The organism is Neobacillus sp. C211, assembly GCF_051842875.1.
Lineage (GTDB): Bacteria > Bacillota > Bacilli > Bacillales > Cytobacillaceae > Neobacillus.
The window spans coordinates 17,356-41,280 of sequence record NZ_JBPXRO010000043.1; the positions used below are offsets into that span (position 1 = coordinate 17,356).

General features: G+C 36.7%; 23 protein-coding genes and 3 pseudogenes. 18 read left to right on the forward strand and 8 right to left on the reverse strand.

Features of this window, described 5'->3' with window-relative positions; all coding sequences use genetic code 11:
- The gene (locus tag ACSU6B_RS26355) at positions 1-1,188 is read left to right on the forward strand and encodes a TetR/AcrR family transcriptional regulator (RefSeq protein ID WP_410889351.1); all 1,188 of its coding nucleotides are present in this window, start codon (positions 1-3) and stop codon (positions 1,186-1,188) included.
- Between the two features lie 373 nt (positions 1,189-1,561).
- Here ACSU6B_RS26355 and ACSU6B_RS26360 read toward each other — a convergent pair whose 3' ends face one another.
- Positions 1,562-2,020, reverse strand: a complete 459-nt coding sequence (locus ACSU6B_RS26360) for a hypothetical protein (protein ID WP_410889352.1) — start codon at positions 2,018-2,020, stop codon at positions 1,562-1,564.
- Between the two features lie 1,029 nt (positions 2,021-3,049).
- Between ACSU6B_RS26360 and ACSU6B_RS26365 the strand changes: the two genes are divergently transcribed.
- Positions 3,050-3,841 (forward strand): VCBS repeat-containing protein, encoded by a 792-nt coding sequence (locus ACSU6B_RS26365; protein ID WP_410889387.1) that lies wholly within the window; start codon positions 3,050-3,052, stop codon positions 3,839-3,841.
- Positions 3,842-4,135: 294 nt separating this feature from the next.
- Here ACSU6B_RS26365 and ACSU6B_RS26370 read toward each other — a convergent pair whose 3' ends face one another.
- The 3 genes and pseudogenes from ACSU6B_RS26370 to ACSU6B_RS26380 all read right to left on the reverse strand — a co-directional run bounded on the left by ACSU6B_RS26370 (position 4,136) and on the right by ACSU6B_RS26380 (position 5,266).
- Complete coding sequence (locus ACSU6B_RS26370; RefSeq protein ID WP_410889354.1) at positions 4,136-4,576, reverse strand: DUF2809 domain-containing protein; 441 nt, start codon at positions 4,574-4,576, stop codon at positions 4,136-4,138.
- Positions 4,577-5,007: 431 nt separating this feature from the next.
- A pseudogene (locus ACSU6B_RS26375) lies at positions 5,008-5,082 on the reverse strand (hypothetical protein); the annotation flags it as partial.
- Positions 5,083-5,089: 7 nt separating this feature from the next.
- The gene (locus ACSU6B_RS26380) at positions 5,090-5,266 is read right to left on the reverse strand and encodes a hypothetical protein (RefSeq protein WP_410889355.1); all 177 of its coding nucleotides are present in this window, start codon (positions 5,264-5,266) and stop codon (positions 5,090-5,092) included.
- Positions 5,267-5,923: 657 nt separating this feature from the next.
- Between ACSU6B_RS26380 and ACSU6B_RS26385 the strand changes: the two genes are divergently transcribed.
- The 10 genes and pseudogenes from ACSU6B_RS26385 (at position 5,924) to ACSU6B_RS26430 (ending at position 14,453) form a co-directional block, all read left to right on the forward strand.
- Positions 5,924-6,925, forward strand: coding sequence for a DnaD domain protein (locus tag ACSU6B_RS26385; RefSeq protein WP_410889389.1), 1,002 nt, complete (start codon positions 5,924-5,926; stop codon positions 6,923-6,925).
- The gene (locus ACSU6B_RS26390) at positions 6,922-7,557 is read left to right on the forward strand and encodes a DnaB-like helicase C-terminal domain-containing protein (RefSeq protein WP_410889357.1); all 636 of its coding nucleotides are present in this window, start codon (positions 6,922-6,924) and stop codon (positions 7,555-7,557) included. The genes ACSU6B_RS26385 and ACSU6B_RS26390 overlap by 4 nt, the downstream gene beginning before the upstream one ends.
- A 22-nt stretch (positions 7,558-7,579) precedes the next feature.
- Positions 7,580-8,185, forward strand: coding sequence for a DnaB-like helicase C-terminal domain-containing protein (locus ACSU6B_RS26395; protein ID WP_410889358.1), 606 nt, complete (start codon positions 7,580-7,582; stop codon positions 8,183-8,185).
- A 407-nt stretch (positions 8,186-8,592) separates the two neighbouring features.
- Positions 8,593-8,769 carry a terminase small subunit gene (locus tag ACSU6B_RS26400; RefSeq protein ID WP_410889359.1) on the forward strand — a complete coding sequence of 59 codons (177 nt, stop codon included), beginning with the start codon at positions 8,593-8,595 and terminating at the stop codon, positions 8,767-8,769.
- A 4-nt stretch (positions 8,770-8,773) separates the two neighbouring features.
- On the forward strand, positions 8,774-8,986 hold the full coding sequence (locus ACSU6B_RS26405; RefSeq protein ID WP_410889360.1) for a hypothetical protein: 213 nt from the start codon (positions 8,774-8,776) through the stop codon (positions 8,984-8,986).
- Between the two features lie 299 nt (positions 8,987-9,285).
- Entirely contained in the window at positions 9,286-10,395 is a 1,110-nt protein-coding gene (locus ACSU6B_RS26410) for a DUF4236 domain-containing protein (protein ID WP_410889362.1), read from the forward strand.
- Between the two features lie 749 nt (positions 10,396-11,144).
- A pseudogene (locus ACSU6B_RS26415) lies at positions 11,145-11,273 on the forward strand (excalibur calcium-binding domain-containing protein); the annotation flags it as partial.
- A 276-nt stretch (positions 11,274-11,549) separates the two neighbouring features.
- Complete coding sequence (locus ACSU6B_RS26420) at positions 11,550-12,056, forward strand: DUF6241 domain-containing protein (RefSeq protein WP_410889364.1); 507 nt, start codon at positions 11,550-11,552, stop codon at positions 12,054-12,056.
- Positions 12,057-12,268: 212 nt separating this feature from the next.
- Positions 12,269-12,478, forward strand: coding sequence for a hypothetical protein (locus ACSU6B_RS26425; protein ID WP_410889366.1), 210 nt, complete (start codon positions 12,269-12,271; stop codon positions 12,476-12,478).
- Positions 12,479-12,677: 199 nt separating this feature from the next.
- Positions 12,678-14,453, forward strand: coding sequence for a zinc-ribbon domain-containing protein (locus ACSU6B_RS26430; protein ID WP_410889368.1), 1,776 nt, complete (start codon positions 12,678-12,680; stop codon positions 14,451-14,453).
- Between the two features lie 251 nt (positions 14,454-14,704).
- Here the strand turns inward: ACSU6B_RS26430 and ACSU6B_RS26435 are convergent.
- Positions 14,705-14,868: pseudogene (locus ACSU6B_RS26435) on the reverse strand (DUF6366 family protein); the annotation flags it as partial.
- Positions 14,869-15,261: 393 nt separating this feature from the next.
- On the opposite strand from ACSU6B_RS26435, the gene ACSU6B_RS26440 reads away from it, so the two are divergent.
- From ACSU6B_RS26440 to ACSU6B_RS26460, 5 genes are all read left to right on the forward strand, one after another.
- A complete protein-coding gene (locus ACSU6B_RS26440; RefSeq protein ID WP_132097517.1) occupies positions 15,262-15,837 on the forward strand; it encodes a TetR/AcrR family transcriptional regulator in 576 nt (191 codons plus the stop codon).
- Positions 15,838-15,955: 118 nt separating this feature from the next.
- The gene (locus ACSU6B_RS26445; RefSeq protein ID WP_410889370.1) at positions 15,956-16,804 is read left to right on the forward strand and encodes an alpha/beta fold hydrolase; all 849 of its coding nucleotides are present in this window, start codon (positions 15,956-15,958) and stop codon (positions 16,802-16,804) included.
- 33 nt (positions 16,805-16,837) lie between these two features.
- The gene (locus tag ACSU6B_RS26450) at positions 16,838-17,899 is read left to right on the forward strand and encodes an alkene reductase (RefSeq protein WP_410889372.1); all 1,062 of its coding nucleotides are present in this window, start codon (positions 16,838-16,840) and stop codon (positions 17,897-17,899) included.
- A gap of 159 nt (positions 17,900-18,058) precedes the next feature.
- On the forward strand, positions 18,059-19,060 hold the full coding sequence (locus tag ACSU6B_RS26455) for an NADP-dependent oxidoreductase (RefSeq protein WP_410889374.1): 1,002 nt from the start codon (positions 18,059-18,061) through the stop codon (positions 19,058-19,060).
- 24 nt (positions 19,061-19,084) lie between these two features.
- Complete coding sequence (locus tag ACSU6B_RS26460) at positions 19,085-19,927, forward strand: alpha/beta fold hydrolase (protein ID WP_410889376.1); 843 nt, start codon at positions 19,085-19,087, stop codon at positions 19,925-19,927.
- Between the two features lie 521 nt (positions 19,928-20,448).
- Here ACSU6B_RS26460 and ACSU6B_RS26465 read toward each other — a convergent pair.
- Entirely contained in the window at positions 20,449-21,306 is an 858-nt protein-coding gene (locus ACSU6B_RS26465) for an alpha/beta fold hydrolase (protein WP_410889378.1), read from the reverse strand.
- 288 nt (positions 21,307-21,594) lie between these two features.
- Here ACSU6B_RS26465 and ACSU6B_RS26470 point away from each other — a divergent pair, with 288 nt between their 5' ends.
- The gene (locus ACSU6B_RS26470) at positions 21,595-22,110 is read left to right on the forward strand and encodes a hypothetical protein (protein ID WP_410889380.1); all 516 of its coding nucleotides are present in this window, start codon (positions 21,595-21,597) and stop codon (positions 22,108-22,110) included.
- 664 nt (positions 22,111-22,774) lie between these two features.
- On the opposite strand, the gene ACSU6B_RS26475 is transcribed toward ACSU6B_RS26470, so the two are convergent.
- Positions 22,775-23,386: an IS110 family transposase gene (locus ACSU6B_RS26475; RefSeq protein WP_410889381.1), complete on the reverse strand. Its 612-nt coding sequence runs from the start codon at positions 23,384-23,386 to the stop codon at positions 22,775-22,777.
- A 114-nt stretch (positions 23,387-23,500) separates the two neighbouring features.
- Positions 23,501-23,740, reverse strand: a complete 240-nt coding sequence (locus ACSU6B_RS26480) for a hypothetical protein (protein WP_410889383.1) — start codon at positions 23,738-23,740, stop codon at positions 23,501-23,503.
- Positions 23,741-23,925: the final 185 nt, after the last annotated feature.

A 23,925-nucleotide genomic window follows, 5' to 3' on the forward strand; every position in this document is an offset into this window, starting at 1 on the left:
TTGGCTCGAAAATTACCACATGCAAAAGAAGGATTAATGCAAGCGTTAATTATATTGATGGCTGAAAAACCATTTCCGCTCATTAAAATTACAGAGATCTGTCAAGTATCTGGCTATAATCGGGGAACGTTTTACAATCATTACCAACATAAAGATGAATTATTGGAAGACTTATTGGAGATTAAATTACAAGAACTTAATACCGTTTTAGAAGATATTGCAAAAAACCATTCACGAATGCAAAGAATTGAACTGCTTATACCCTTATTTTCATATATTTACGATAATCGTTACTTCTTTAGTGTGATCTTAGGTGAGCATAAAATTGCAGGTTTCCGACTTCGCCTATTTGAAATATACCGGAAGTACATAGCTCAGCATATTGTGAAGCCATTACCGTCCGTTGAAAATGATCCACTTTTAAAAACGTTTCAACTTGATTTTGTGTCATCTACTTGGCTAGGCATATCCCTCTTTTGGATACATCAGCAAGAGCATCCAAGTCCTGAATATGTGACGGAACAATTTATTAAAATTATGGAGATACCCGTGCATAAAATATTTACGAAGGACTGGCGCTTTAAGTTTCGGAAAGAAAACGCTGCGGTAGATGTAAAAGTAAGGGGGGCAAAGAAAGCGTTTCAAATAGCATTGATTAAACAGCTAATGATAAAAGAATATAAAATGATCCGTATTCAAGATATTTTGGAGATATCTGGTTATAATCGTTCGTCTTTTTATTTAAATTTCGCAGACAAAGAGGATTTATTTCATTCTTTACGTGATGGCCTAACTACGGGGATGATTCAAGCATTTAGAAATGGGCCTCAAAATGCACGTGCAGTAATTGGACGAGATCTTCCGATTGCAACGGTCTTTGATTACTTATATGAAAATCGCGAACTCTTAAAGTTGATGTACAGCTCAAAAGCAGTACCAGGATTTTTTGATTATATGTTTAACGCTATGTCAGACTTTTTTGTCGAAGAACTTTCGGGTCGAGTAAATGTTGATAAAAATATATATAGTAACTATTTGGCAACAACTTTAATGACGATTATTGGTGCCTGGTTCACACATGGTGTGCGTTATTCACCTGAGTTTATCGTCGGTTTCTATTTAGATATACTGCATCAGTCATCTACATCGTTTAAAGAAAAATATATTAACAATAGGGTATTAATATGAAGGGATGGCTTTTCATTGGAACGAATCAATCATTACAATTACTTGAAAAAGAAGATTGGATGGGGGTTTTACGGAATAGGTTAGTGTACTAGAGATTATTTTTTTGAAAATGATCATTTACATAAATCCTGCTACTTTCTTCCCTAAGAAAGATAAACGCCTTCACACAAATAGCTCTAGCCGTTTCACTCCTCATTCGTCTTGATATAAGAAAATTAAGGACGAAGAGCGAAAATCCTATCATTAAAAATGCAGGGAACTTTTAACGTCAAATCCATTTTCCATGTAAAACACATAGAGAATTGCACATTAAGCAAGGGACCACACCAAAATGGTGTGGTCCCTTTTATTTTTCATTTGCAAGACATCTTTATCAACTAAGTTTCACAATCGATAATGATGCAGCATTTATACTTCTGTTCTGTAAAATAGGTAATAGGGTGTCTGTAGCAGCTCCTATATTTCTAAGCTCAATGGAGGCCTTTTTGGGAATATGGATAATTGCTTGTCCTACAAGCATTAGCGTAGCATTATTCACTTGCCTTGTTATCCCAAAGTTGGTTAGATGATTAGGAACCAAAGAATGATTCAAGAAAATACCATATACCGAAGTTGAAGCAGGACCATCGATTAGTAAAGTATATTCAATCTTATAGTCTCCCGATTTTAAAACAGTTAAAGTACCATCATGCCGGGAAAATCTTATATTTTTTAATGAGCCATGTTCGTTAAATTGGATATTCTCATTTGATTTTATTAGTATAGGCTCCATACCTACCAGAGTAACATATCCATAGGCCGCTGAGGATTTCTTCCCATTTCGATCCGTCACTTTTAAATCACCACCTTTTCAAAATACTAATATATGATATTGGAGAATGTAAGAAATGATTGTACGATAATGAAACTTGAGATTTTTTTATTACATTTGTGTTGGCCTCTACGTCCTTTTAGAACGTATCAAGTGAAAGTGAATAGGATGTTTCAATTTTTCAGCCTTTTTTAATTCCCCACTGCTTATGTCACTATTTAAATCTTCTTTGATTAATCCCTTTCACTTTAGAAATTATGATAATAATGAAGAAAAATTGTTGGGTGGTTACAAAATGTATTTTTTCAATGCGCTGTTATTTTGTGGATCCATCATACTAAATCACTGCTAGCTTGGGTATTTTCCATTATGTGGCTTATTATTTTATGGAATATTTTTGATTTATCCCATAACTTGTTAAGTTTATGAATATAACCATCATCTCATCCATCACTTTACTAATTCTCATTTCTTTTTGTGTTACACCAAAAAAACTGCATATTAATCTTTCCCCACCTATTTGCTCGTTATTTCTTTATTCTTATCCTATTATGAGTTCCTTCTTTTCCACCACAAGAAAAAGGTTGGAATACGAACTTCATTATAAGAACACTTAAGTTGTATTTGTAAGCTAAACTACTAAAAAATTTAGGTGTAGCGGTAGAAACTCCACTGCTAGAGAACGGTGGAGACTATTATCCTATAGACCTGTTGGGTGATAAAACTGAGATCTAGAGGAACTTCACGGAAAAAGCAGGTAATGGGTGATAATAGCTCAGGTACCTGCTTTTTTAATATGGAAAAAAGATGGAACCTATAAGACGATAATCCATGTTGAACGGATCTTGGAATGCTCCTGTGAATTCGTACATAAATCTATATGGAGAATCATAAGACAGGTGGGTTGCAATGGACACTAATAATTTTAATAAAGAGTTGCATCACTATTACACAAAAATACGTGAAACGAATCATCCCTATTATTGGTACTGTTTGGCTAAAACGCAGGCAAGAGCCGGATTAACAAATGAAGCACTGCAAACAATTGATATGGCTTTGTCCTTTCCCAATCCTAATCCTTCAAAGTATAAGCTTTTTGAAATACGGGCGGGACTGCAATCAGCTGATTCAAGACAGATATATACTAATAGTCCAGCCATCGTAACAGTAAAGAGGGGTGATATTGATGGAGACGGGATAAAGGATAATGTTTATCTTACGGCATATAAAACTCCTGATAGTCCATTTTGGAAAGATATCATTTTGGTTGTCCAAAATGGGAGAACACATCACTATGATCACATCCATTTTAAAAATAACTCAGGATACAACCCCACACTTTTTCTAGGTGATTTGACAGGAAACAAGGGGGAAGATATTTTAGTGGTTATTGACACCGGAGGAAGCGCTGGCACGGTTTATGCGTATATCTTTTCTTATATGAACGGTCAAATAAGGCAAATATTTGATTCAGATGCATTCAATGATTCCTATAAGTACGATGTAACATATGAAAATCAATACAAAGCAAAGGTAATCAGTTATCATCTCAGAGAAAAGTATATTCTTGACCTTACTAATAAGGGGAAGGAATATTTATCGGAAATCTATAACCCCCAAGGTATATTAAAGGCTCCTATTAATGGGTGGGTGAATCCCTTGTCTGGTTTATACCCGATTGATTTTAACAGGGATAATAGATATGAACTCGAAGCGTATCAAAGGATAGCTGGCAGGTACAATGCGGATAGTCTGGGATATGTACAAACTGTATTGAAATGGGATGGTCAGGAGTTTGGTCCTGACAGACAGACGGTGGCCACCTTTGGTGGGGAGATGTAGGTAGCTTTGGAAATTCTTCCTCCTTCGTCCAGCGGGTGACTCCCTTTCCACCAAGGACGGTAGAATGATCGGACGCCAAGGTCCAACGAACATACTTGATGGAGGAACGAACAAGGAAACTGTCCATAAGTCGACTGTAAATGTAATCCGCAAGCCAGTGTCCATCAGGGGAAACCTGTGAGATGTTTTAGTGGTATACACTCCCTTTATGAAAAGAAGATGCCCCAATCTACTTGTAAGGTAATCAATCGTTAAAAAAACGACAAGTACGATGCACTTGTCGTTTTTTTATTTCTAGAGGCTTTTCTTATGTTGGTGTCTGAAGATTAACTGATCTAAGAAAGAGGCTAAAAGAATCCCCACCGTATAGCGAATAAGATCCACCGTTAGAAAGCCCTTGCCTAACACCATTGCACCGAACCAAGTACTGCGAATCTGATTGATCCAGTCTGCCTGATACAATTGAGAAAATTCAATACTAAAGCTAAACAATAAACTGAACAAAATGCTTTGGAGGATGTGCTTCCTTGCAAGCAGGAAGCGAAAGCCAAAATAGACCATCATAGCCCACAGTGCATCACCGGCATTCTCCGCTAGAAATAAAGGCAGATATGGACTGTAGTTTCGAGAAGCAACCCCTAAAAAAATAACAGCCACAGCATAGATAAGATAGGTTTTCCTCAAGTTACCGGTAACTTCATTATTAGATAAAAATTTAGCAGCCAATTGAATCACTCTTTAAAGAAATTATTTTGTCTACTATTATATCAGAAAGTTTAGCTAAAGAATGGTTGCATACTTACGTTAACAATAATGATTATTCCTAGAACAAGGATAAATATTGCTAACCCACGATTAAACATCGACACCACACCTTTTCGCCTATGGATTCCCCTGGTTTAATTTCTACATAATTTATCCTTCTACACCAAACCTTCTTACTTAAATTGAATAAGAAAAAACACCTAAAATGGCAGCTAGATCTTCAACTTTGGCATCCTATAGTTTAAGTATAATTTTTCACAAGGTTCGTATTAAATGGACTTATTTTAAAACGCTATTATTACATCACAAAAAAAGTGCCTTCAATCCAAATGGGCGAGGCACTGTGAGTGTTACCTAATCACTGTTCTAAGATTTATAAGGAATTTTCGATGATTTTATAATTCCTCAGGTACAAATGTAACCATATCTATCAAAAATGGAAGCCCCTTACCGTCTTCAAAATGAGCACCTTCTATTTGATTGTCAGCTGTTGCTCCACCCCATAATTACATTATTTCCGGATTTCCCGTGCCTGGCAGCAAATGCCACAATCCCGGCTGTTTCATGGAAAACAAGAAGGAAATCGTCCTGCCCCTCATGAAAATAGGGCTTCTCCGGCAGGTGTATCTCTCTTTTCTTCCGGGAAGAAATTCTACTCATACCTTTATGCCCACCCGGAATTGACGGCGGAACAGGCGGCCCGACGGATACTCGGGCAGAGGTTTTTTGTAAGGGCGTACGAAAGAAGCTTCCGGAAAGTCTATGAGAGATCCCTCACGGCCCCGTCTGAAGTGGCGGCAAACTATGCGGCCTTTTTGAAGTCGAAAAGCAGATAAGGGGAAAACAAAAAGGGCAATCTCATACTGAGGGCATAACTTCTGCATCAAAATAAAACTCAAAATCATTGCGATAACGATGACCCATTTTAGGAATTTCCAAGAATATAAAAGGACATTGGAAGTAATACTTTCATAGGTATGATTCAATACGATAAACGCCTTCACACAAAAATAACCTAAAAAATCACTCGAAAATGCAAAAAACGCCTTCAAAAATCAAATTTGAAGGCGTTTTTTGATGTTTACGCTCAAAAAAAGCCCTCAAATTTGAAAATTGGAGATTCGCTTTACCCTGCCAATCTCGATATCGTAGAAGTGCAAAGGATGCGGGCTTTCACCTAAATCCCTCGCAAAGGACAAGGTGATGAAAAGGTGTCATAAAGTATTCACATATTATTGAAAAACATATGACCATTTTCTTCATTTATTTATATATCAAGTATGAAGGAATTTTTTAGGAGAAAGGTAGTGGTTGAAGATGGCAAAGTTTAGAATGGTACGTACTGATTTTTGGAAGAATCCGCTTGTTTCAGAGGAGATGACTCCAGAGGACAAATTCTTCTGTCTTTATCTTCTTACGAATCCACAAACGACTCAAATAGGAATCTATAAGATTACCAAAAAACAAATGGCTTTTGATTTGGGTTATTCAATTGAGAGTGTTCACTCGTTAATGGAACGATTCATCGTGCATCACAAGCTGATTCGTTACAATCCTGAAACGAGAGAACTGGCGATCAAGAACTGGGGGAAATATAACCTGGATAAAGGCGGGAAACCGTTCATGGATTGTATATCTTCCGAGTTAAAGGATGTGGAGGATCTCACACTGATTCAATATGTTTCGAAGGCGATTCAAAAACAGGAAATTCGCAGTCTATTTGAATCATTTTGTGAACAAGAAGAGCTGGTTTTCGGCAAGGAAGTTAGCAGCCAAGATGAAAATGATACATATCTAGAACCTGAATGTGGAGAGCTTGACGATACGTTGACGCATCGTGAGACGAGAAGGAGGCAAAAAGAAGAAGAAAATAAAAAAGATAATAAAAAAGAAAAACAACAACAAGAAGCTTTTAATCCAAATATAGAGAAAAATCCAGACACAGAAAATAATCAAAAAGATGTAGATGTAAAAGAAATTATTGAGTTTTGGGACAACAATGGATTTGGTTTTTCGAACATGAATGCGAAAGAGCAGCTGTTAGTTTGGTTAGATGATTCTAGCTTTTTACAGCCGAAAGAGGTGATTTTAAAAGCGATGAATATTGCCTGTGCCAATAACAAGCGAAGGCTGAGTTATGTGGTTGGGATTCTGAAAAACTGGGTAAATGACTCCTTACTGACCGTAGAAGAAATTGATTCCTATTATGAGAGTCAAAATTCCACACCAAAGCATAGGCAATCAACCGCATCGTTTCCTGCCGGAAGAGCGATTCCAGGTGGATTTAAACTTGACCTTACGGCAGGTGAAGAGGGATGAGTATCGCAGAAAAAGCGTTCTTAGGAAGCTTGATGAAGGCGGAGTACTTGCTCCAAGATACCGTCATTCAACCTGAACAGCTAGAAAGTACACGGCATAAAGAAATCATGCGAAGAATGGTGGAGTTAAAACGGGCCGGTAAGAATATTGATTTGATCACATGGACAACCTTACCAGACCTCGATTCCTTAGGTGGAATGTCTTACCTATCGGAGCTGTTATGGTACGCGGATCTGGAGAAATTTGACGGGACGGAGAAGCTCATTCTCAATCTGTGGAAGGAACGAGAAAAGAGAAACATCTTAACGCTTGCAGCCATGAATGATTGGGAGATTGCGAAAGTCATTGCCGAATTGGATAAAATAAACCAAATGAAAATGGAGGATCACACGTCCTTACAACAAGCATTGGTAGATATCTATGAGGCACCCTGGGAAGATCGAATATCGTTGAAAAGTGCAACAACGGGTATCAAAAAGCTCGACGAAGTGACGGGAGGCTTTCAGGGCGGGGAAGTGACGATTCTAGCAGCAAGACCATCGATGGGAAAAACCGACGTGATGCTTCATTTTGCCAAAATGATCGGGTTGGGCTGGGTTTCTGCCACTCGTCTTTTCCTTAGAAATGCCTGAAAAGCTGATAACCTCCCGATTAATGGCTTCGACCGGGGGCTTTAACCGTGCAAAAATGCGGGATCCGAAAAGAATGCTAACTGAAAATCAAAAGAATAAATGGTCGGATGTGATTGGTGATCTCACGGAAACCCATATGCAAATTTTTGATGGGGCCGGACAAACCATTGCCGAAATGAGAGCGAAAACGCGAAAGATGATGAGTCAATTTCCATATAAGAAGCCGATCCTTTTTATCGATTACTTAACACTGATCCATTCAGGTCAATTTTATGGAGGCAATTCCCATTTACAAGTAACGGAAATCTCCAAATCCCTTAAAACGATGGCGAAAGATTTTGATTGCCCCGTCATTTGTTTGGCGCAGCTCAATCGTTCGGTGGAATCAAGAGCCAATAAACGGCCGATGATGTCTGATATTCGAGAATCGGGCAGTGTGGAGCAGGATGCCGATGTCATTTTGTTCTTATATCGTGAAGCGTATTATGACAAGGAAACGGACAATCATTCCCTTGAAATTATCGTCTCGAAAAACCGGAATGGTCCAGTTGGAAGCATCGCTGTCAATTACAACGAGCATACAGGAAGGTTTGAGGACCAGAAGGAATCGAGTCCTACCATTGTATAACCTATATTTAGCCGAAAAAAATCTTAAATCGAGGTGTGATCACATGGTTGTGAAAGATCTTTACATGGATTGTTTCCGTTATGAAGAATCCTCCTTGAACCATTGCATCTACCAGTAGTTGTAAAATTGCTTATCATACAGCAAATTCTAAAATTAGGAAGTATAAGCGAGAGCTTATAGAAATATATAGTAACCATTTGGATAACGAAGTTTTATCAAGTTTTATAGACAGCCTTTTAGAAAAAGGAATAACAGGAAAAAGGAGAATAGAGAAGAGAATTCTAAATGAACTTATAAACAATTGTAGCAACCCTAAGTAAATAATTGATTACCTCCAGTGGTTCGGCTATGTTATAATTAATTTAGGAACGTTTGTTCTATTAATAATTATATGGGCGGTGTGAGTAATGAACAATCTAAATATCAAGCAAAAGAAATTTGCTGATTATTATATTGAGACAGGTAATGCTGCCGAAAGTTATAAAAGAGCCGGATACGAAGCCGAAGGAAATGCTGCAGAGGTAAACGCAAGCCGCCTGCTAAGAAATGCTAAAGTTTTAGCGTATATTAAGGAGCAAGAATGAACATTTGGATGTGGAATTTATTGCGGATTTAACGGAAACAAAGCGGTTTTGGACGGTGATTATGAAGGATGAAAATGCGGATTTGAAAGATCGGTTAAAAGCTTCGGAATACATTGCTAAAACAAATGGTGCTTTTGTAGAGAAAAAGGAATTGCAGGGTGCATTCAATAATAAAATTGAGTTTTCATTTGTGGACCCAACGGCATCTGATGCTTAACAAATCATAATGCTCTTTAATCGATGAGAGAAGTACAGTCATAATGATTGTATTTCTCTCTATTTTTTTATTCAAAATGATGTAGCTAAAGTCCTATGCCATGATACAATTATAGTTGGAAAATAATAGTAAGAGTGTAAAGGTGACTGGCTGTGTCGGTGCCGGTGCCATAGTATTAGCCTTATTGATCAAGGGGGGCGGATTTAGAAAAAGCGGAATGCTGAAAAGGAAAGACAAATATAGATAAAAAAATCAGCCCTTCAGTAACCTGAGGAGAATTCGAATAAGGAGGAAACCATATGGGTTTTGGGTTTAGAAAAAGCTTTAAAATAGCCCCAGGAGTTCGTTTAAACGTAAGTAGTCGAGGGGTTGGGGCAAGTGTAGGCGTCAAAGGATTGAGGTACTCTGTGAACTCAAGAGGTCAAAGAAGAACTACAGTTTCTTTGCCTGGAACTGGCCTTTCCTACACCTCCGCCTCCGGTGGGAGCAGCCGTAGTCGAGGGAACTATAGGACCGCTTCTTATCAGCGACAATTGGAATTGAACCGATTGCAAAAAGAAAGTGAAAAGTTACAAGAGTTGCAACGAAATCGCTTAGAAGTTGAGTTATTTGAAAATAGGCTGGAAATGATTAAATCTATTCATAAAGAGTGCGATGATTTTGTAGATTGGCATGACATTAAAAATACTGAACCCCCATTCTTAAAAGGGCACCCTGGACCTTTAGAACAGGAAGCACTGCTTGAAATTCAAAATTATAGACCTGGTTTTGTAGCTAGGGTCTTTAACCAAGAAGAAAAGCGTGTGGAGGAGCTTCGAAATAAAGTCTTAGAAGCCCGAAAGAAAGACGAAGAAGAATATCAGGAATGGAGTTCATTGACAGAAACCGCAATGAAGGTATTGAATGGGGATTTAGATACTTATTTTGAAGTGATAAAGGAATTTGCCCCTTTAGATGATTTAAGTGAGTTTGGAAGCGGGTTTGAGTTTTTTCTTGAAGAATCCCATACCATGGAAGTGGAATTTGATGTACAAACCAAAAATGTTGTTCCGACAGAAATGAAAACTCTAACCAGTACAGGTAAGGTTTCCGTCAAAAGTATGCCTATCTCCAAATATTACGATATTCAACAGGATTACGTCTGCAGCTGTACCCTTAGAATAGCAAGGGATATGTTCGCTATCTTGCCGTTAGATATAATCATTATTCACGCTTTGGATTCTCAATTGAATACGTCTACTGGGTATCATGAAAATATCGTAGAATTATCAGTTAAAATTGATAGGGCTACGCTGAACCGATTAAATTTTGATACGATTGATTGCTCAGATTCCATGGTTAACTTCGAACATAAAATGAATTTCCGAAAAACTAAAGGATTTGCACCGGTTGAAAGGATACAAGTATAGGAGATGTTCAAATAACTTTACATAAATAGAAAATGGGGGGTATTAATTTGGCAACATATTTTAGCTGGGTAGGATTTATCATTACGGCATTTTTTCTTGTATCCGGGATTAATGGAATAAGGAAAGGAAATCCAAAAGCCAAAATGAATTTCCTTTTGATGATAGTCGGCATTATCATATGGTTGTTTGCTTCAGGAATTTCAGTTGCTATGATTTTATTTTCTTTAGGGTTCATCCTGTTTCTTGTGTTCCTGGTCATGGCGATCATCTCATTATTTAGAAGAAACGGAAAAGCAAAGAAGCAGTTTCTGATGATGGTAGGAGCTATGGTGGTATGGCTCGGAAGTGCCGCTATGATTCCAAATGACAAAAATGAAACAAAAGTAGAAGCAACGGATGTAAAGAAAAAAGTGGCTGACCAAGCCGAAAAGAATGCAAAATCGAAAGCAGCGGCAATTGCTAAACAAAAGGCAAAAGAAGAAGCTGAATTAAAAGCCAAACAAGAAGCAGAACAAAAGGCAAAAGAAGAAGCTGAATTAAAGGCCAAGCAAGAAGCAGAACAAAAGGCAAAAGAAGAAGCTGAATTAAAAGCCAAACAAGAAGCAGAACAAAAGGCAAAAGAAGAAGCTGAATTAAAAGCCAAGCAAGAGGCTGAGGCGAAAGCACAGGCAGAAGCGGAGGCAAAAGCCAAAGCACAAGCTGAGGCACAAAAGAAACAGCAGCAGGCGGCTGCAGCAAAGCCTGTTCAAACCACGGAAACTTCATTTGCAAATTGTACGGAACTAAGAACAGTCTATCCTAACGGAGTTCCGTCCACCCACCCTGCTTACCAGTCTAAAATGGACAGGGATCATGACAATTATGCGTGCGAACGATAAACAATTACGTTTATGAAATTTCCTTTAAAATGTTACAAGAAATGCAGGGAGTAATTCCCTGCATTTTTGTTTTAATGGATTCAATCGTTATTTCTATTCAAAACGTAGAAAAGGACGTGGGGCACAATAGGAAATTGCCGAACTTGCGGAAGACCTTCGTCATGTCGTAGTTGAAAAAGAATCTTTGCTTGACACGTATTTTGAAACGATATGATTTAAAGTCCGTATTCATAAGAATAAAAAATTGTGATAAGTATAAAAGGGGCGATTGGGTAAATGGAAAAATTTTTGAACAGACTTTTTATTGGTGTTTCGATTGTTGGGGTATTGGGGGTCATTGTCGTCGGTGTGCTAATATATCAGGCTATAACTAGTGACTGGAAAGAAAAGGTGGGAACCGAAACTTCGCTTGACACGGATATAGAAAACGAAGCCGAACTTGAAGCGAAAATCACTGAAGGCATTTACGTTCCTACCGAAGACGAATTCCAATGGATTGTTCACCGTATGACGCACCAAAAAGTTGCTGCAGATATGAAGGACGGGTCGACCGAAATGACGCCCGGAAGAATTGACGAATTGCTTAAAACAATAGACGAAACGGATTATGTTTACGAAGACGTTTATTTACGAATCTTGGACGAATGGAACGAAGGGAATTTCGAAAATGCGGTCGAAGCACACAACGAAATTCTTTCTCTTCAAAACGGGACAATCGGAGTTGCGACACAGTTGTTGACACCCGAAGAAGAACAAAAATTCATTGAACAAAATTTTCGATAAGAAGCGGGTGAAAAATCCGTTTCTTTTTTGTTGACACTATTAGGTTGCGAATTAAGATTTTACTATTAATACCAACTTTTATTTTATCAATCCTGTTTATATGGTTACTGGAGCATGTAATCTTCAACTAACGAAGCAGGATAGTTGAACAAGGATTTAGGTAATTTAAATAGAATTTAATAGGTATTGGGCAATTTTTAGGGGGAGCGAAATTGAATACAAAGGTTACTTATATGCTGTTAAAAATTATTGGTTTAGCTGTTTTTCTTGTTCCAATCTTAATGAGGAGACTTATTATGTTTTCTGATATACCTAGGTTTACTCTTAGTTCACTATCTGCACTAGGTTTTATTTTTCTTATTGTAGTAAATATTATGGAGTGGAAACATAAAAGAAGAAGATCTAATCGGGATATTATTTAATTTGTTCTTCTGCTGATAAAGACTAAGTAGAGATATTAAACTATCGAGTGTTAGAGCATGAACGGAGCTGTAATTAAGGCAGCTCTTTTTGTTCCACTAACGAAGCAGATTAGCGAAAGTTGTGGAATAGTGTGTGCTGTATAATTAAAATAAATAGTGTGAAACCACGACCGTATGTAAAGATAAGGAGAAAAAAAGATTGGCTATACTGGAAAAAGAAGTTGAGATTTTTTTAAATCCAAGTAATGTGAAGCATTATGAAAAACTAGGATATGAGATACCCAAAGTTAAAGATAAAAGAGGAATTATTCGAGTTCCGAACGGGACGAAAATACTCGTTAAAATTGAAGAATTACCAAAAAAATCACATATAAAGCTAACTAAAATTTGTGATGAGTGTGGAAAACATATTCCTAATCAAATTTTCGCAAATATATCTGTTGCCAGAGAAAGAACCGATGGAAAAGATAGATGTTTTAATTGTGCACAAGCTTATAGCGGAAATGTTCGAAAAGAAAATGTAGAATATGAAGATTCATTTGAATACTGTGCTTTAAAAAATGGACAAGAATATTTGATTTCAGAATTTAGTGATAAGAATGATAAAACTCCAAAAGAAATTTCTTATGCAAATCATGAAAAATATATTTGGGAATGTCCTAAATATAAACACGAATATCAAGCGAGGATTTATCAAAGAACACGTCTAAAATCTAACTGTCCTTATTGCGCAGGGCAAAAAGTGTTAAAAGGATTTAATGATTTATGGACGACACATCCTCACATAGCTAAATTGTTAAAAGGTCCACAACGCGGTTATGAAATCACTGCCGGAAGAAATAAAAATGAAGATTTTATATGTGGAGACTGTGGCTTTGAAAAGCCAATGATAGTTAACAATGTAACTAAAAAAGAGAGAGAGTTTTCATGTCCAGAATGTGGCGATAAAGTAAGCTATCCTGAAAAGTTTGTTTTAAATTTCTTAAAACAATTAGGCGTTAATTTTAAATATCAAAAAACATTCAAATGGTCTGAAAACATACCACATGACAATCCAAAGTTAAGTGGAAATAAGAAATACGATTTTTACATCCCATCAGATATTCCTGAACAGTGTATAATCATTGAAACTCATGGGGGGCAACATAATAACAAAAGTTTTGAAACTGCTGGCGGTAGAACAGTGGAAGAAGAAAAAGAAAATGACAAATTGAAAAAAAAACTTGCAATAAAAAACGGTATTAAAAAAGATCGTTATGTGGAATTAAATTGTTCGAAATCAGAAATGGAGCACATCAAAAATAGCATTATGTCTAGTCGTTTGGCAACTATGTTTAACCTTGAAAAAATCGATTGGTTAAAATGTGATGAGCTGACCCAAAAAAGCTTAGTGAAAGTTGCATGTGAGTTATGGAATCAAGGAAACAAAGCGAAGGAAATTGCTAAGATTATTAAATTATCAAGAGAAACAGTTAATAGATATTTAAAACGAGGAAAGGATTTAGGTTGGTGCGATTATGATCCGAAAGAAGAGAGAAAATTAAGCGCAAGTGCCGCTGGCAAAAAAACCGCGAGGGGAATTGTTCAATTAACTTTGGGTGGAGAATTTATTAAACTTTGGGAAAGCATGACTCAAGTTCAAGAAAACTTAGGCATCAATAATTCTCATATATCAAGCGTTTGCAAAGGCAAACGTAATCATGCTGGTGGTTTTAGATGGGTGTACAAAGATGAATATGAAGCAAATAATTATACACCAACTTTTTATGAAATAAAAAACAATGTAAAAAGAAGTGTCGTTCAAATAGATTTAGACGGTAATTTCATCAATGAATATTCTAGCTTAAAAGATGCTACTGATGAGATTGGAAAAAAAGGTAGTGGAATTTCTATGGCTTGTAGTGGCAAAACGAAAACTGCTTATGGCTTCAAATGGATGTACAAAAAAGATTACGAAGGTTTGTTAAAATTATAGAGGAATAAAGTCATTACCTTATTTAAATGATAGAGCAAACAAATTGCAAGCGCTGCCTTGTTCAATTAACGGGTGCGATTCTTCAAAAAGGAGGTCGCCTTTTTTCTTTTTGCGAAGAAAGATTGTGAAATGATGTACTTAAACTATCGGGGCAGGATAGTTCAACAAGGATAATGGTTGTTTGTGGTAAAATTTAAAAGGACTGGTTGCTTAATTAGTGGGGGGTTCAAATGGGGGAAGATAAAGAAACAGAAGAGTGATACAAAAATAAAGCCGATTATGATTACAAGAATAAGAATTCCCGTACCTTTCCAACCTAAGCTACCAACTAAATCAGCAAGACCTCCACCGTGAACGCTGCTAGAAGGATTTCCTTTAATTCTTCTTGTCTTAATTTTTCTCTTCTTCTTTCAGGTTCTTATGCAACTAAAGGGGCAGTTTGGTTGAGTAAGGGCTCAGATGGTTTTTTCTAATTGCTGTTTCTTGTTTATTTGGTATGAGTGCATCTGTAGAAGAGTTTGATCCATTAATTGAAACAGTGGAAGAAAACAATCCTGAAGAAACTAAACGAATATAAGAAATGTTTGGCGGTACCCTTTAGTGGAAGTTAATGGATAACATTGTGATATGTAGCAAATGTGTTGGGAATTATTGGTTAGTTATAATTCTTTACTAATCATTCTAAAAAGGGTAGTATTTAATCATGGTTTGAAATTCATGTGTTTATTTTAGAACGTTCATTCTATAATAGATTATGACGTTTGTTCTTGTTAGTATTGGTTCATGGATTTTTTTAAGGAGAAATAAAATGGCTAGAAGTAAAGAGTTTGACGAAAAAGCAGTATTAAGAAAAGCAATGGAGCTTTTCTGGGAACAGGGTTATGAAAAAACATCCATGCAAGATTTGGTGGATCATATGGGGATACACCGCAGGAGTATATATGACACATTTGGTGACAAGCGTTCATTGTTTTTAGCTTCCCTTAATCACTATGAAGAGCTCATCGTCAATGAGATGGAAAGCATAATTAGCAGCACTTCATCCATTAAACAGGCGATACGTGATGTTTTTATTTTCATACTGAATTCCATTGAACAATACCCAAAAGGTTGTCTATCAGTAAATGCAGCCATTGAATTATCTTTGTTGGACAAAGAAATTGGACGCATAGTTACAAAAATGTTTAACCGTACTGAAGATATGTTTAATAACCTTATAAAACGGGGCCAAACTAGTGGAGAGCTATCAAAAGAAATCGATTCTGATAACACATCTCGTTTCTTACACAACAATTTGGTAGGTATAAGAGTACTAATAAAAACTAATTACAATAAAAAAGAATTAGAAGGCATCATCACTCTAGCACTTTCAGTGTTAGACTAGCTTTCTTTTTTTACCTTTTTTAGAACGTTCATTCTAAAATTAGTATGAAACAAACCATCATAATCCATACTATGCATCTTATAAAATCGTTTTTTAATTTCTAAGGAGGAACACAAAAATGACAAACTTTAAAATACCAACAGAATCAGAATTTATTGAAGCAGATGGAACTCGTTACGCATATAGAAAATTTGGTACACAAGATGGTATACCAGTAGTATTTCTAGTTCACTTTAGAGGAACTATGGAAAATTGGGATCCTAATATGGTTGGTCCAATAGCGAAGGAACGTCCAGTTATCCTATTTGATAACAAAGGGGTTGGTGAGACGAAAGGACAAACACCTGCTACGATTGCTGAGATGGCACAAGATGCAGGGAAATTTATAAAAGCACTTGGTTTAGATCAAGTCGATATTCTCGGTTTTTCAATTGGTGGAATGGTTGCACAAGAATTGGCATTACAAGAAGGGAATTTGATTAGACGAATCATCATGGCAGGTACTGGACCTGAGTCTGGAATTAATCCTGAGCTAGAAATATTTGAAAGAATGAATCGACACGGTGGGAATGCAGAGAAAGCTTTGGATGACTTCATGTTTTTCTTCTACCGTTCAACTGAAACAAGTAAATATGCGGGAATGGCATCTTTACAAAGAATTATCAATCAGAAAAAGGTTGAAAGTTCTGACCAAGTACAACAAGCCCAATTAAAGGCTTTGGGAAAGTGGTCTCAACCAAAATCCAATAATGATTACAATTGGTTACAGAACATTAAACACCCTGTGCTTGTGACAAATGGTAATAACGATGTTATGGTTCCAACCAAAAATAGTTATATTTTAGCTGAGCACTTACCAAAAGCACAACTCATTATATATCCTGATTCTGGTCACGGACACCTATTCCAATTTCCAGAACTATTTGCTGAGAACGTCAATTCGTTCCTGAATTCAACATCTTTATAAAAAATTGATAACGATTAAAAAGGAGGAAGTTATATGAGCAAGTTATTTGAATCAGTCAAAATTGGAAACATAGAACTAAAAAACCGTTTAGGTATGGCACCAATGACAAGGAGTAGAGCACTGCCAGATGGCACACCTAGTGATTTGGCAGCAGAGTATTACGGCCAACGTGCATCTGTTGGTTTAATAATAAGTGAAGGCACTCAACCCTCAGATGATGGTCAGGGGTATTCTAATACACCTGGTATTTATACAGAATCACACATTGAGGGGTGGAAAAAGGTTACATCAAAAGTGCATAACGAAGGAGGAAGAATCTTTGTTCAACTTATGCATGTAGGCCGTGTATCACATCCTGACAATACGCCTCATCACCGTCAAGCTGTTGCGCCTTCTGCTATTGCGCCTAATACAGAAATATTTACAGCACAAGGTATGAAGGAGATTCCTGCACCTAGAGCGTTGAGTGAAGAAGAAATAAAGGACGTTATAAATGAGTTTCGCATAGCAGCACGAGCAGCGGTAGAAGCTGGTGCAGATGGGGTTGAAATCCACGGAGCAAATGGTTACATTATTCAACAGTTCTTAAGTGAAAATGCTAATCAACGTCAGGATGCGTACGGTGGAACGATTGAAAATCGCTCGCGATTTGCCATTGAAGTAGCAAAAGCAGTTGTTGATGAGATTGGTCCAGAACGAACGGGCATACGCTTCTCTCCTCAAGGAACACTAAATGGAATAGAAGAGGGAGAAACAAGTAGTGAAATGTACCGTTATTTAATCAGCGAGTTAGATAAGCTCAATCTTGCATATCTACACATCATGCACTTCGGAAACGAATCATTATTACAAGATATCCGTCAACTTTGGTCACAAGCACTGCTTGTTAACCGAGCAGGACGTATTTTAGACCAACTTACGGTAGACTTGGATAATGAACTTGCGGACGTTATAACTGTAGGGACTTGGATGATTGCCAACCCAGATTTTGTTGAGCGATTGAAATTGAATGCCCCACTAAATACGCCTGATAGAAATACCATTTATGCAGGAGGAGCAGAAGGGTATACAGATTATCCGTTCTTAAAAGAATAAAACAGGCAAGGTTTAACAGTTAACGGCATCGACAAAACATTTTAGGTTAATAATGGTGCTTTAGGATACACAGACTAGACTATCAATGAATGAAATAAACGAATGAGAAAAAACCATCAATGTAAGAGTTGGTGGTTTTTTTAAAAGGAGATTAAGAATATGAAAGCTGCTCAAATACAAAAATACTCGAAAAACATTGAAGCACAGATTGTTGATATCCCTATACCAAGTATTAAAGATAATGAAGTACTGGTAAAGGTAAAAGTTGCTGCAATAAATCCACTTGAAATATTAAATATTACAGGAAGTGTAAAATTAATACAAGACTATGATATGCCTCTTGTATTAGGAAATGAACTAACAGGGATTGTCGAAAAAGTGGGTAATCATGACTGTGGGTTTAAGGTTGGAGATCCTATTTATACAAGACTCCCTATTGAAAAAATTGGGGCATTTGCAGAATATGTTGCAGTTGATGCTAGATCCATATGGCATTTGCCGAAAAATTTAGATTTCGTTACTGGAGCTGGTGCACCTTTAACTGGTTTGACGGCATATCAAGGCTTAATAGAAGAGTTAGAAGCAAAAAAGGGACAAACAGTGTTTATTCCAGGAGGATCAGGAAGTTTTGGCCAAATGGCTGTTCCTTTAGCTAAAGCAATGGGATTAAAGGTTATTGTTTCTGGTAGTCCTTCCGCTAAAGAGAGAACGTTGAATGCTGGTGCAGATCAATATATTGATTATACAAAGGAAAATTATTGGGAAATACTAGACGAAGTTGATTTTGTAATCGATACTCTAGGTGCTGATGAATTCGAACGGGAGTTATCCATTATAAAACCAGGTGGTCGGTTACTAAGTCTTCGTACTGCACCAAATAAACAGTTTGCAATAGATAAAGGTTTTCCTAAATGGAAGCAAATTATTTTTGGATTAGTTGGCTCGAAATTTGATAAGAAAGCAAAGAAAAAAGGTGTTCAATATCGCTTCATTTTCGTAAGAGCTGATGGAAAACAATTAGAAAAAATTACAAAAATCATTGAAGAAAACAATATTGTTCCAGCCATAGACCCTACTAATTTTACAATTTATGACATTAATGATGCGTTGAATTTAGTAGTAAAAGGAAAGACAAAAGGAAAAGTAGTTATTAAATTTTAAAGCTAAGTAGGAGTGGAAGTAGCAATGTCAATTCATTATTCTTACATTGACGCACCTAACTTATTCATTCAGCATCAGAATGGTAAACGGTATGCTTATAGAGAATTAGGAGAAAAAAAAGGAATCCCAATTATTTTATTGACACATCTTTCAGCTAATCTTGATAATTGGGATCCTAGGATTATCGATGGTCTTGCCAAAAGCCATTGGGTCATCGCATTTGATAACACAGGGGTAGGGCTATCCAATGGTAAAGTACCAAACAACATTCCTCAAATGGCAAACGATGCAATCACATTTATTAAACTACTAGGATTTTTAAAGATAGATTTGATAGCTTTGTCAATGGGAGGAATGATTGCTCAAGAATTAATCTTAAAGGAACCAAGCTTAGTTAGAAAGCTGGTATTAGTTGGTACGGGACCTCGAGGCGGAAAAGGTATTTCCAATGTCACGCATATTACTAATCTTGATTTTGTCCGTGCAATATTGACTTTCAAAGACGTAAAGACCTATCTGTTTTTCCCAAACACAAAGAATGGTAAGAAAAAGGCTAAAGAATTTCTAATTCAAATAAAAAAAAGGAAAAAACATCGAGATAAAACAATCAGTTTGAGAGCGTATAGAATGCAATTAGATGCAATCAATAAATGGGGAAAAGACAAGCCTGCGGATCTATCCAAAATTGTTCAGCCAACACTAATAATAAATGGAAATCATGATCGCATGGTTCCAACAGAAAATTCATATGACTTGGCAAATAGAATTGCTGATAGTAAGTTAAAAATATTTGACCATGCAGGACACGGTTCCTTATTTCAATATCCAAAAGAGTTTGTCGAAATTGTAATAACATTCTTAAGTTGATATAGTTTTATTATTGGAATAGTTATTGCTAACTTAAAAAATCACAACCTTATTGAAAAAAGAAAATCTTAAGACTTGGGGGCGTTGATCCAGAATGGTTCAATGCTTGTTTTGTTTAGTTTTCCTTTGGTACTATCAAGGCAGTGTTCCTATAATAAGTATAGATAAAAGCCGATATTGTGAACATTACACTTAAACAAACGGGTGCAAGAGTTGAAGATCTTAATAAGTTGCTACGGTAGCTCATTTTTTTATTTCTTCTTCAACTAAAGGAGCAGGTTAGTGGAAGAAGCGGAATGAAAATCCCTGTCTTTTTAATACCGTTTTTGACCCATACTACGAAATAATTGAAAAAGGAAAAGTTATTTCGCCTCTTCCATTAATACTATTTTTACTTTCATGATGGAGATATAAGATATGATATTTATTAAAATAGTGTTAACTGTTTTTTAACCCTTTCATAATTTTGCCCAATAGATTTACTGCCGTCTACTTTCATCGTTATAAAAATTTAATCCTCCTTATTCATATGCAAAAAATGAACGAAGATGACTTGCTACATCTTTAGGACAATGATCGTTATCCAATCCGAAGTGATCTGTATTAGGAATTGTCAAAGTTCGACATTCTGAAATGGTTCTTCCCAATTCTTGAATCATTTGTTTTATGAAGGGAGAACTTTTGCCACCCACCATCAAAAGTGTATCAACTTCTAAGCTTCGGTAATTACCATATGTCCCCGAAAATCGTTGCACTTCTCGATGTTCATTTAAATTTTCTGGAAGCATGGATACTTTTTTATCCCAATGTTGTCCGCGTATCATTATTTTTAATATAAATTTCACATACCATTTTGGCAACTTTGTTAGTTGCGGTGTGTGACCGATACCTCTGACAAAATGTGCGAAAGCCTCTCTATAATCATTACGTTTTATGGCAACTTCATAATCGGACAACCATTGCCATTGCTGAGGGTCAATAAATACACCGGGTTCATAGAGAGCTAATTTCTCAACTGTACGTTCTTGGCGTGCAACTTCGAGCGCGACCAATCCTCCGTAGCTATGTCCAACGATAAAATTCGCATTTGTTTCATTACGAACTGCCTGAACATCCTCAAGTTCTTTGTTTATCCCGTAATTCTTCCCTTGTGCTCCACTCATTCCCCGTCCCCTCCGATCCATGATATGCACCGAAAAGTATTGGGCAAGATTATTCGCCAACTGGGTATAATCTTCTGAATCACTAAGAGCTCCATGTATAATGAGAATTCCAGGTCCCTTTCCCACACTTCTGTAACCTATCGTTGTCCCGTCATGAGAACTAACAGTATTTTCTTTAAACAAATTAAAGTTGTTAATTTGAGATGAATTAGACATTAAAACACTCCTTTTTGATTGACTCGTACAGTCAAAGGGGGAGAACTAGTCAATATCACAAAGTCATCAACAATGTATGCGAAAACAGCCTTATTTATGAATTCAGTCAGATTGTGAAGTAATACACTTAAAATAAAGGGTGCAAGAGTTAAAGAATGGATGGCTACGGCTATCCCTTTTTTTATTGCATTAACGGGGCAGAGTAGTTTAAGAATAATTGGTATAAAGGCAATCTCCTTTTGTCTTAATTGGCGTTACAAATTTGCAAACAAAAAGGTGATTCTTTGTATGTTGGAAAAAAGGGAAGGCACAATCAATGAAATTGTCAATGAATTTACCTCTTATCGTAATGGGAAGTACAGTATCTACCCAACCATTTCAGATTTGTACTTACTTTTGAATAAAATTATTAGTTCCAAAGTTACAACCGAATACATCAGAATCACACCATTTTATTTAAATGAAAAGGTTAAATTACAACGTGAATTTGATGAATATATGTTCTATTTGGAATGTAGGGAACAGTTTACCGTCCAAGATGAGGAATTTCATATTTTAGAAAATCTAGGAAGGGATGCTAATACTGTAACATCCGATGAATTTGAAACAGGGAAAATTCTTACCCCCTTGTGCAGATACAATGAACCCAAAACTTATAAATCCTTACTCGAAGGATACCGTAAGTTTTTAGATATGATTTTACCTCGTTTATTTGAATCTGCGAAGATTGACTTGGAGCTTACTGATGAAGACTTGGCATTCGGTTATTTTTGTTTTGAAATCCATGTGAATAACTGTTTGTGAAACATTGTACTGATATGAACGAAACTGTCAATGCTCCCTACACAAATTGATTTTGGTTCGGTTTTTGGGCAACTCTAAGAAGAGAAGCGTTTTTCGGCTTCTTTGCTTATTAGTTGTGATTCAGCCTTTTAAGGCTAGGGGATCTCCTTCTCAGCTTGCTGACTGCTCCTCAATCTCCAAATTGGCTGTCAAGTGCTTTCCTTGACAGCCAATTTGGAGATTGAGATACTTTTTAAAGCTGAGAATGATAAATTTCTCCTTTCATATTGATATAAAAAGTTAAGCACACGGTACGAAGGCAAAAATCTCAACTGCGGTTAGCATTCTGATATTCGTGGGTTTTCACATTTTATCTTTCCGTATAAAGGAGCTTCCACTAACTTAAAACGTGAGTTAGCCTACTTGGGCATATCACAAGTACAATTCGTGGTTTCTCCTTACCGGTTTTTACCTTTGCCTCCGAGCCCTAGGCTCCGACTTCTAAACAAAATTGATATTTATTTTATTCGAAACTATTACTTTGCCATGGAGCTATTTTCAATTTCTTGAGTTACTGCCCAGATAAATCCTGCTAATTCTCTTGCAATGGCTGTTAATGCCTTCCAAATGCTTTTCCACGTGATAATAAACGAAAATATTTTTTATGAAGGCGATTTTGAGCTTTCTATGAGATCATTTGAACATTAGGCAATTGTCCTTCTAGTCTTTTCTTTAAATCTCCCTTTATAGCAGGTGGAAATCGATAACTCCAAGCTGCTTCTACGAGCAACCTACGAACATGACGATTGCCTGTTTTGGTAATTTTACCTTGCCTTCTGGTTTCACCACTAGAACTTTCACTTGGAATTAACCCAACGTAAGCCATTAATTTTTTGGGAGTTGCAAATCTTTTAAATGATCCAATCTCAGCCACAAGACTAGTAGCTGTAATCGTAGCTATTCCTCTTAATGATTGTAGTGCTTGAATCATTGGCGCATGGTAACCTTCGGTTGATTGTAATTTTATTTCTTCCTCAAATCGTTTTACCCTTTGCTCAATTTCTTGTAGATGGTACAGATACTCTTGAAAAACTACTTTGGATGCGGAACGTTCAAACTTTAGAGTGTTTAACCATTCACGATATCTACGAGTCCACTTTTTTCCTTTGAAAGGAGGGTGAATATCATTCCGTAAAAGGAATTTAGATAATCGATGTTTGGCTCTTAATTCATCTTCTTTAGCATCTTCACGAGCCCGAACTAAATCCCGAAGGGCTTCGTCATCTTCTGTTGGCACATAAACAGGGGTTAATTCGCCGGCGCGAAAATAACTTTGCTAGTTTAATCGAATCCCTACAGCGGTTTTAATACCCTCACCTGGTTTTTAGGGATTAAAGATGGTGCGATTACTTCACACTCTATTCCTAGGGTAAGAAAAAGTCGATGTAAACCATAGCCAGTTGAGTCCAGCTTCATAGCACACTCGAAGATTCTCTTTTTCTCCAAGCTTTTTTACTAACTTTCTAATGGATTCCGGAGTGTTAGGAATCATTCCCCAATACCTTGGCTCATCACGACCTTCATCTGCAATGGCAACGGCAATTTTTTCTTTTGAAACGTCTAAACCTACATATTTTATGGTATCCTGCATAATAACTAGCTTCTTCCGTAATGTAGCTCTGATTTGGTTTGTTTTTATCAGTAAACAGTGTAACCAAATTAACCTACGGTGTTACGAGTAAGGAGCTAGTTTCGTTCATGATAACTTAAACTATCGGGTGCAAGAGTTAAAGACGGGGATCGCTGCGGCGATCTTTTTGCTTGGTGAGCTAACTG

Excerpts from the sequence above, each read along its gene's own strand:
- ACSU6B_RS26365 (WP_410889387.1), top strand. The coding sequence starts at position 3,050 with ATGGCTTTGTCCTTTCCCAATCCTAATCCTTCAAAGTATAAGCTTTTT.
- ACSU6B_RS26380 (WP_410889355.1), bottom strand. The coding sequence starts at position 5,266 with ATGAGTAGAATTTCTTCCCGGAAGAAAAGAGAGATACACCTGCCGGAG.
- ACSU6B_RS26385 (WP_410889389.1), top strand. The coding sequence starts at position 5,924 with ATGGCAAAGTTTAGAATGGTACGTACTGATTTTTGGAAGAATCCGCTT.
- ACSU6B_RS26390 (WP_410889357.1), top strand. The coding sequence starts at position 6,922 with ATGAGTATCGCAGAAAAAGCGTTCTTAGGAAGCTTGATGAAGGCGGAG.
- ACSU6B_RS26395 (WP_410889358.1), top strand. The coding sequence starts at position 7,580 with ATGGCTTCGACCGGGGGCTTTAACCGTGCAAAAATGCGGGATCCGAAA.
- ACSU6B_RS26400 (WP_410889359.1), top strand. The coding sequence starts at position 8,593 with ATGAACAATCTAAATATCAAGCAAAAGAAATTTGCTGATTATTATATT.
- ACSU6B_RS26410 (WP_410889362.1), top strand. The coding sequence starts at position 9,286 with ATGGGTTTTGGGTTTAGAAAAAGCTTTAAAATAGCCCCAGGAGTTCGT.
- ACSU6B_RS26420 (WP_410889364.1), top strand. The coding sequence starts at position 11,550 with ATGGAAAAATTTTTGAACAGACTTTTTATTGGTGTTTCGATTGTTGGG.
- ACSU6B_RS26440 (WP_132097517.1), top strand. The coding sequence starts at position 15,262 with ATGGCTAGAAGTAAAGAGTTTGACGAAAAAGCAGTATTAAGAAAAGCA.
- ACSU6B_RS26445 (WP_410889370.1), top strand. The coding sequence starts at position 15,956 with ATGACAAACTTTAAAATACCAACAGAATCAGAATTTATTGAAGCAGAT.
- ACSU6B_RS26450 (WP_410889372.1), top strand. The coding sequence starts at position 16,838 with ATGAGCAAGTTATTTGAATCAGTCAAAATTGGAAACATAGAACTAAAA.
- ACSU6B_RS26455 (WP_410889374.1), top strand. The coding sequence starts at position 18,059 with ATGAAAGCTGCTCAAATACAAAAATACTCGAAAAACATTGAAGCACAG.
- ACSU6B_RS26460 (WP_410889376.1), top strand. The coding sequence starts at position 19,085 with ATGTCAATTCATTATTCTTACATTGACGCACCTAACTTATTCATTCAG.
- ACSU6B_RS26465 (WP_410889378.1), bottom strand. The coding sequence starts at position 21,306 with ATGTCTAATTCATCTCAAATTAACAACTTTAATTTGTTTAAAGAAAAT.
- ACSU6B_RS26470 (WP_410889380.1), top strand. The coding sequence starts at position 21,595 with ATGTTGGAAAAAAGGGAAGGCACAATCAATGAAATTGTCAATGAATTT.
- ACSU6B_RS26480 (WP_410889383.1), bottom strand. The coding sequence starts at position 23,740 with ATGCAGGATACCATAAAATATGTAGGTTTAGACGTTTCAAAAGAAAAA.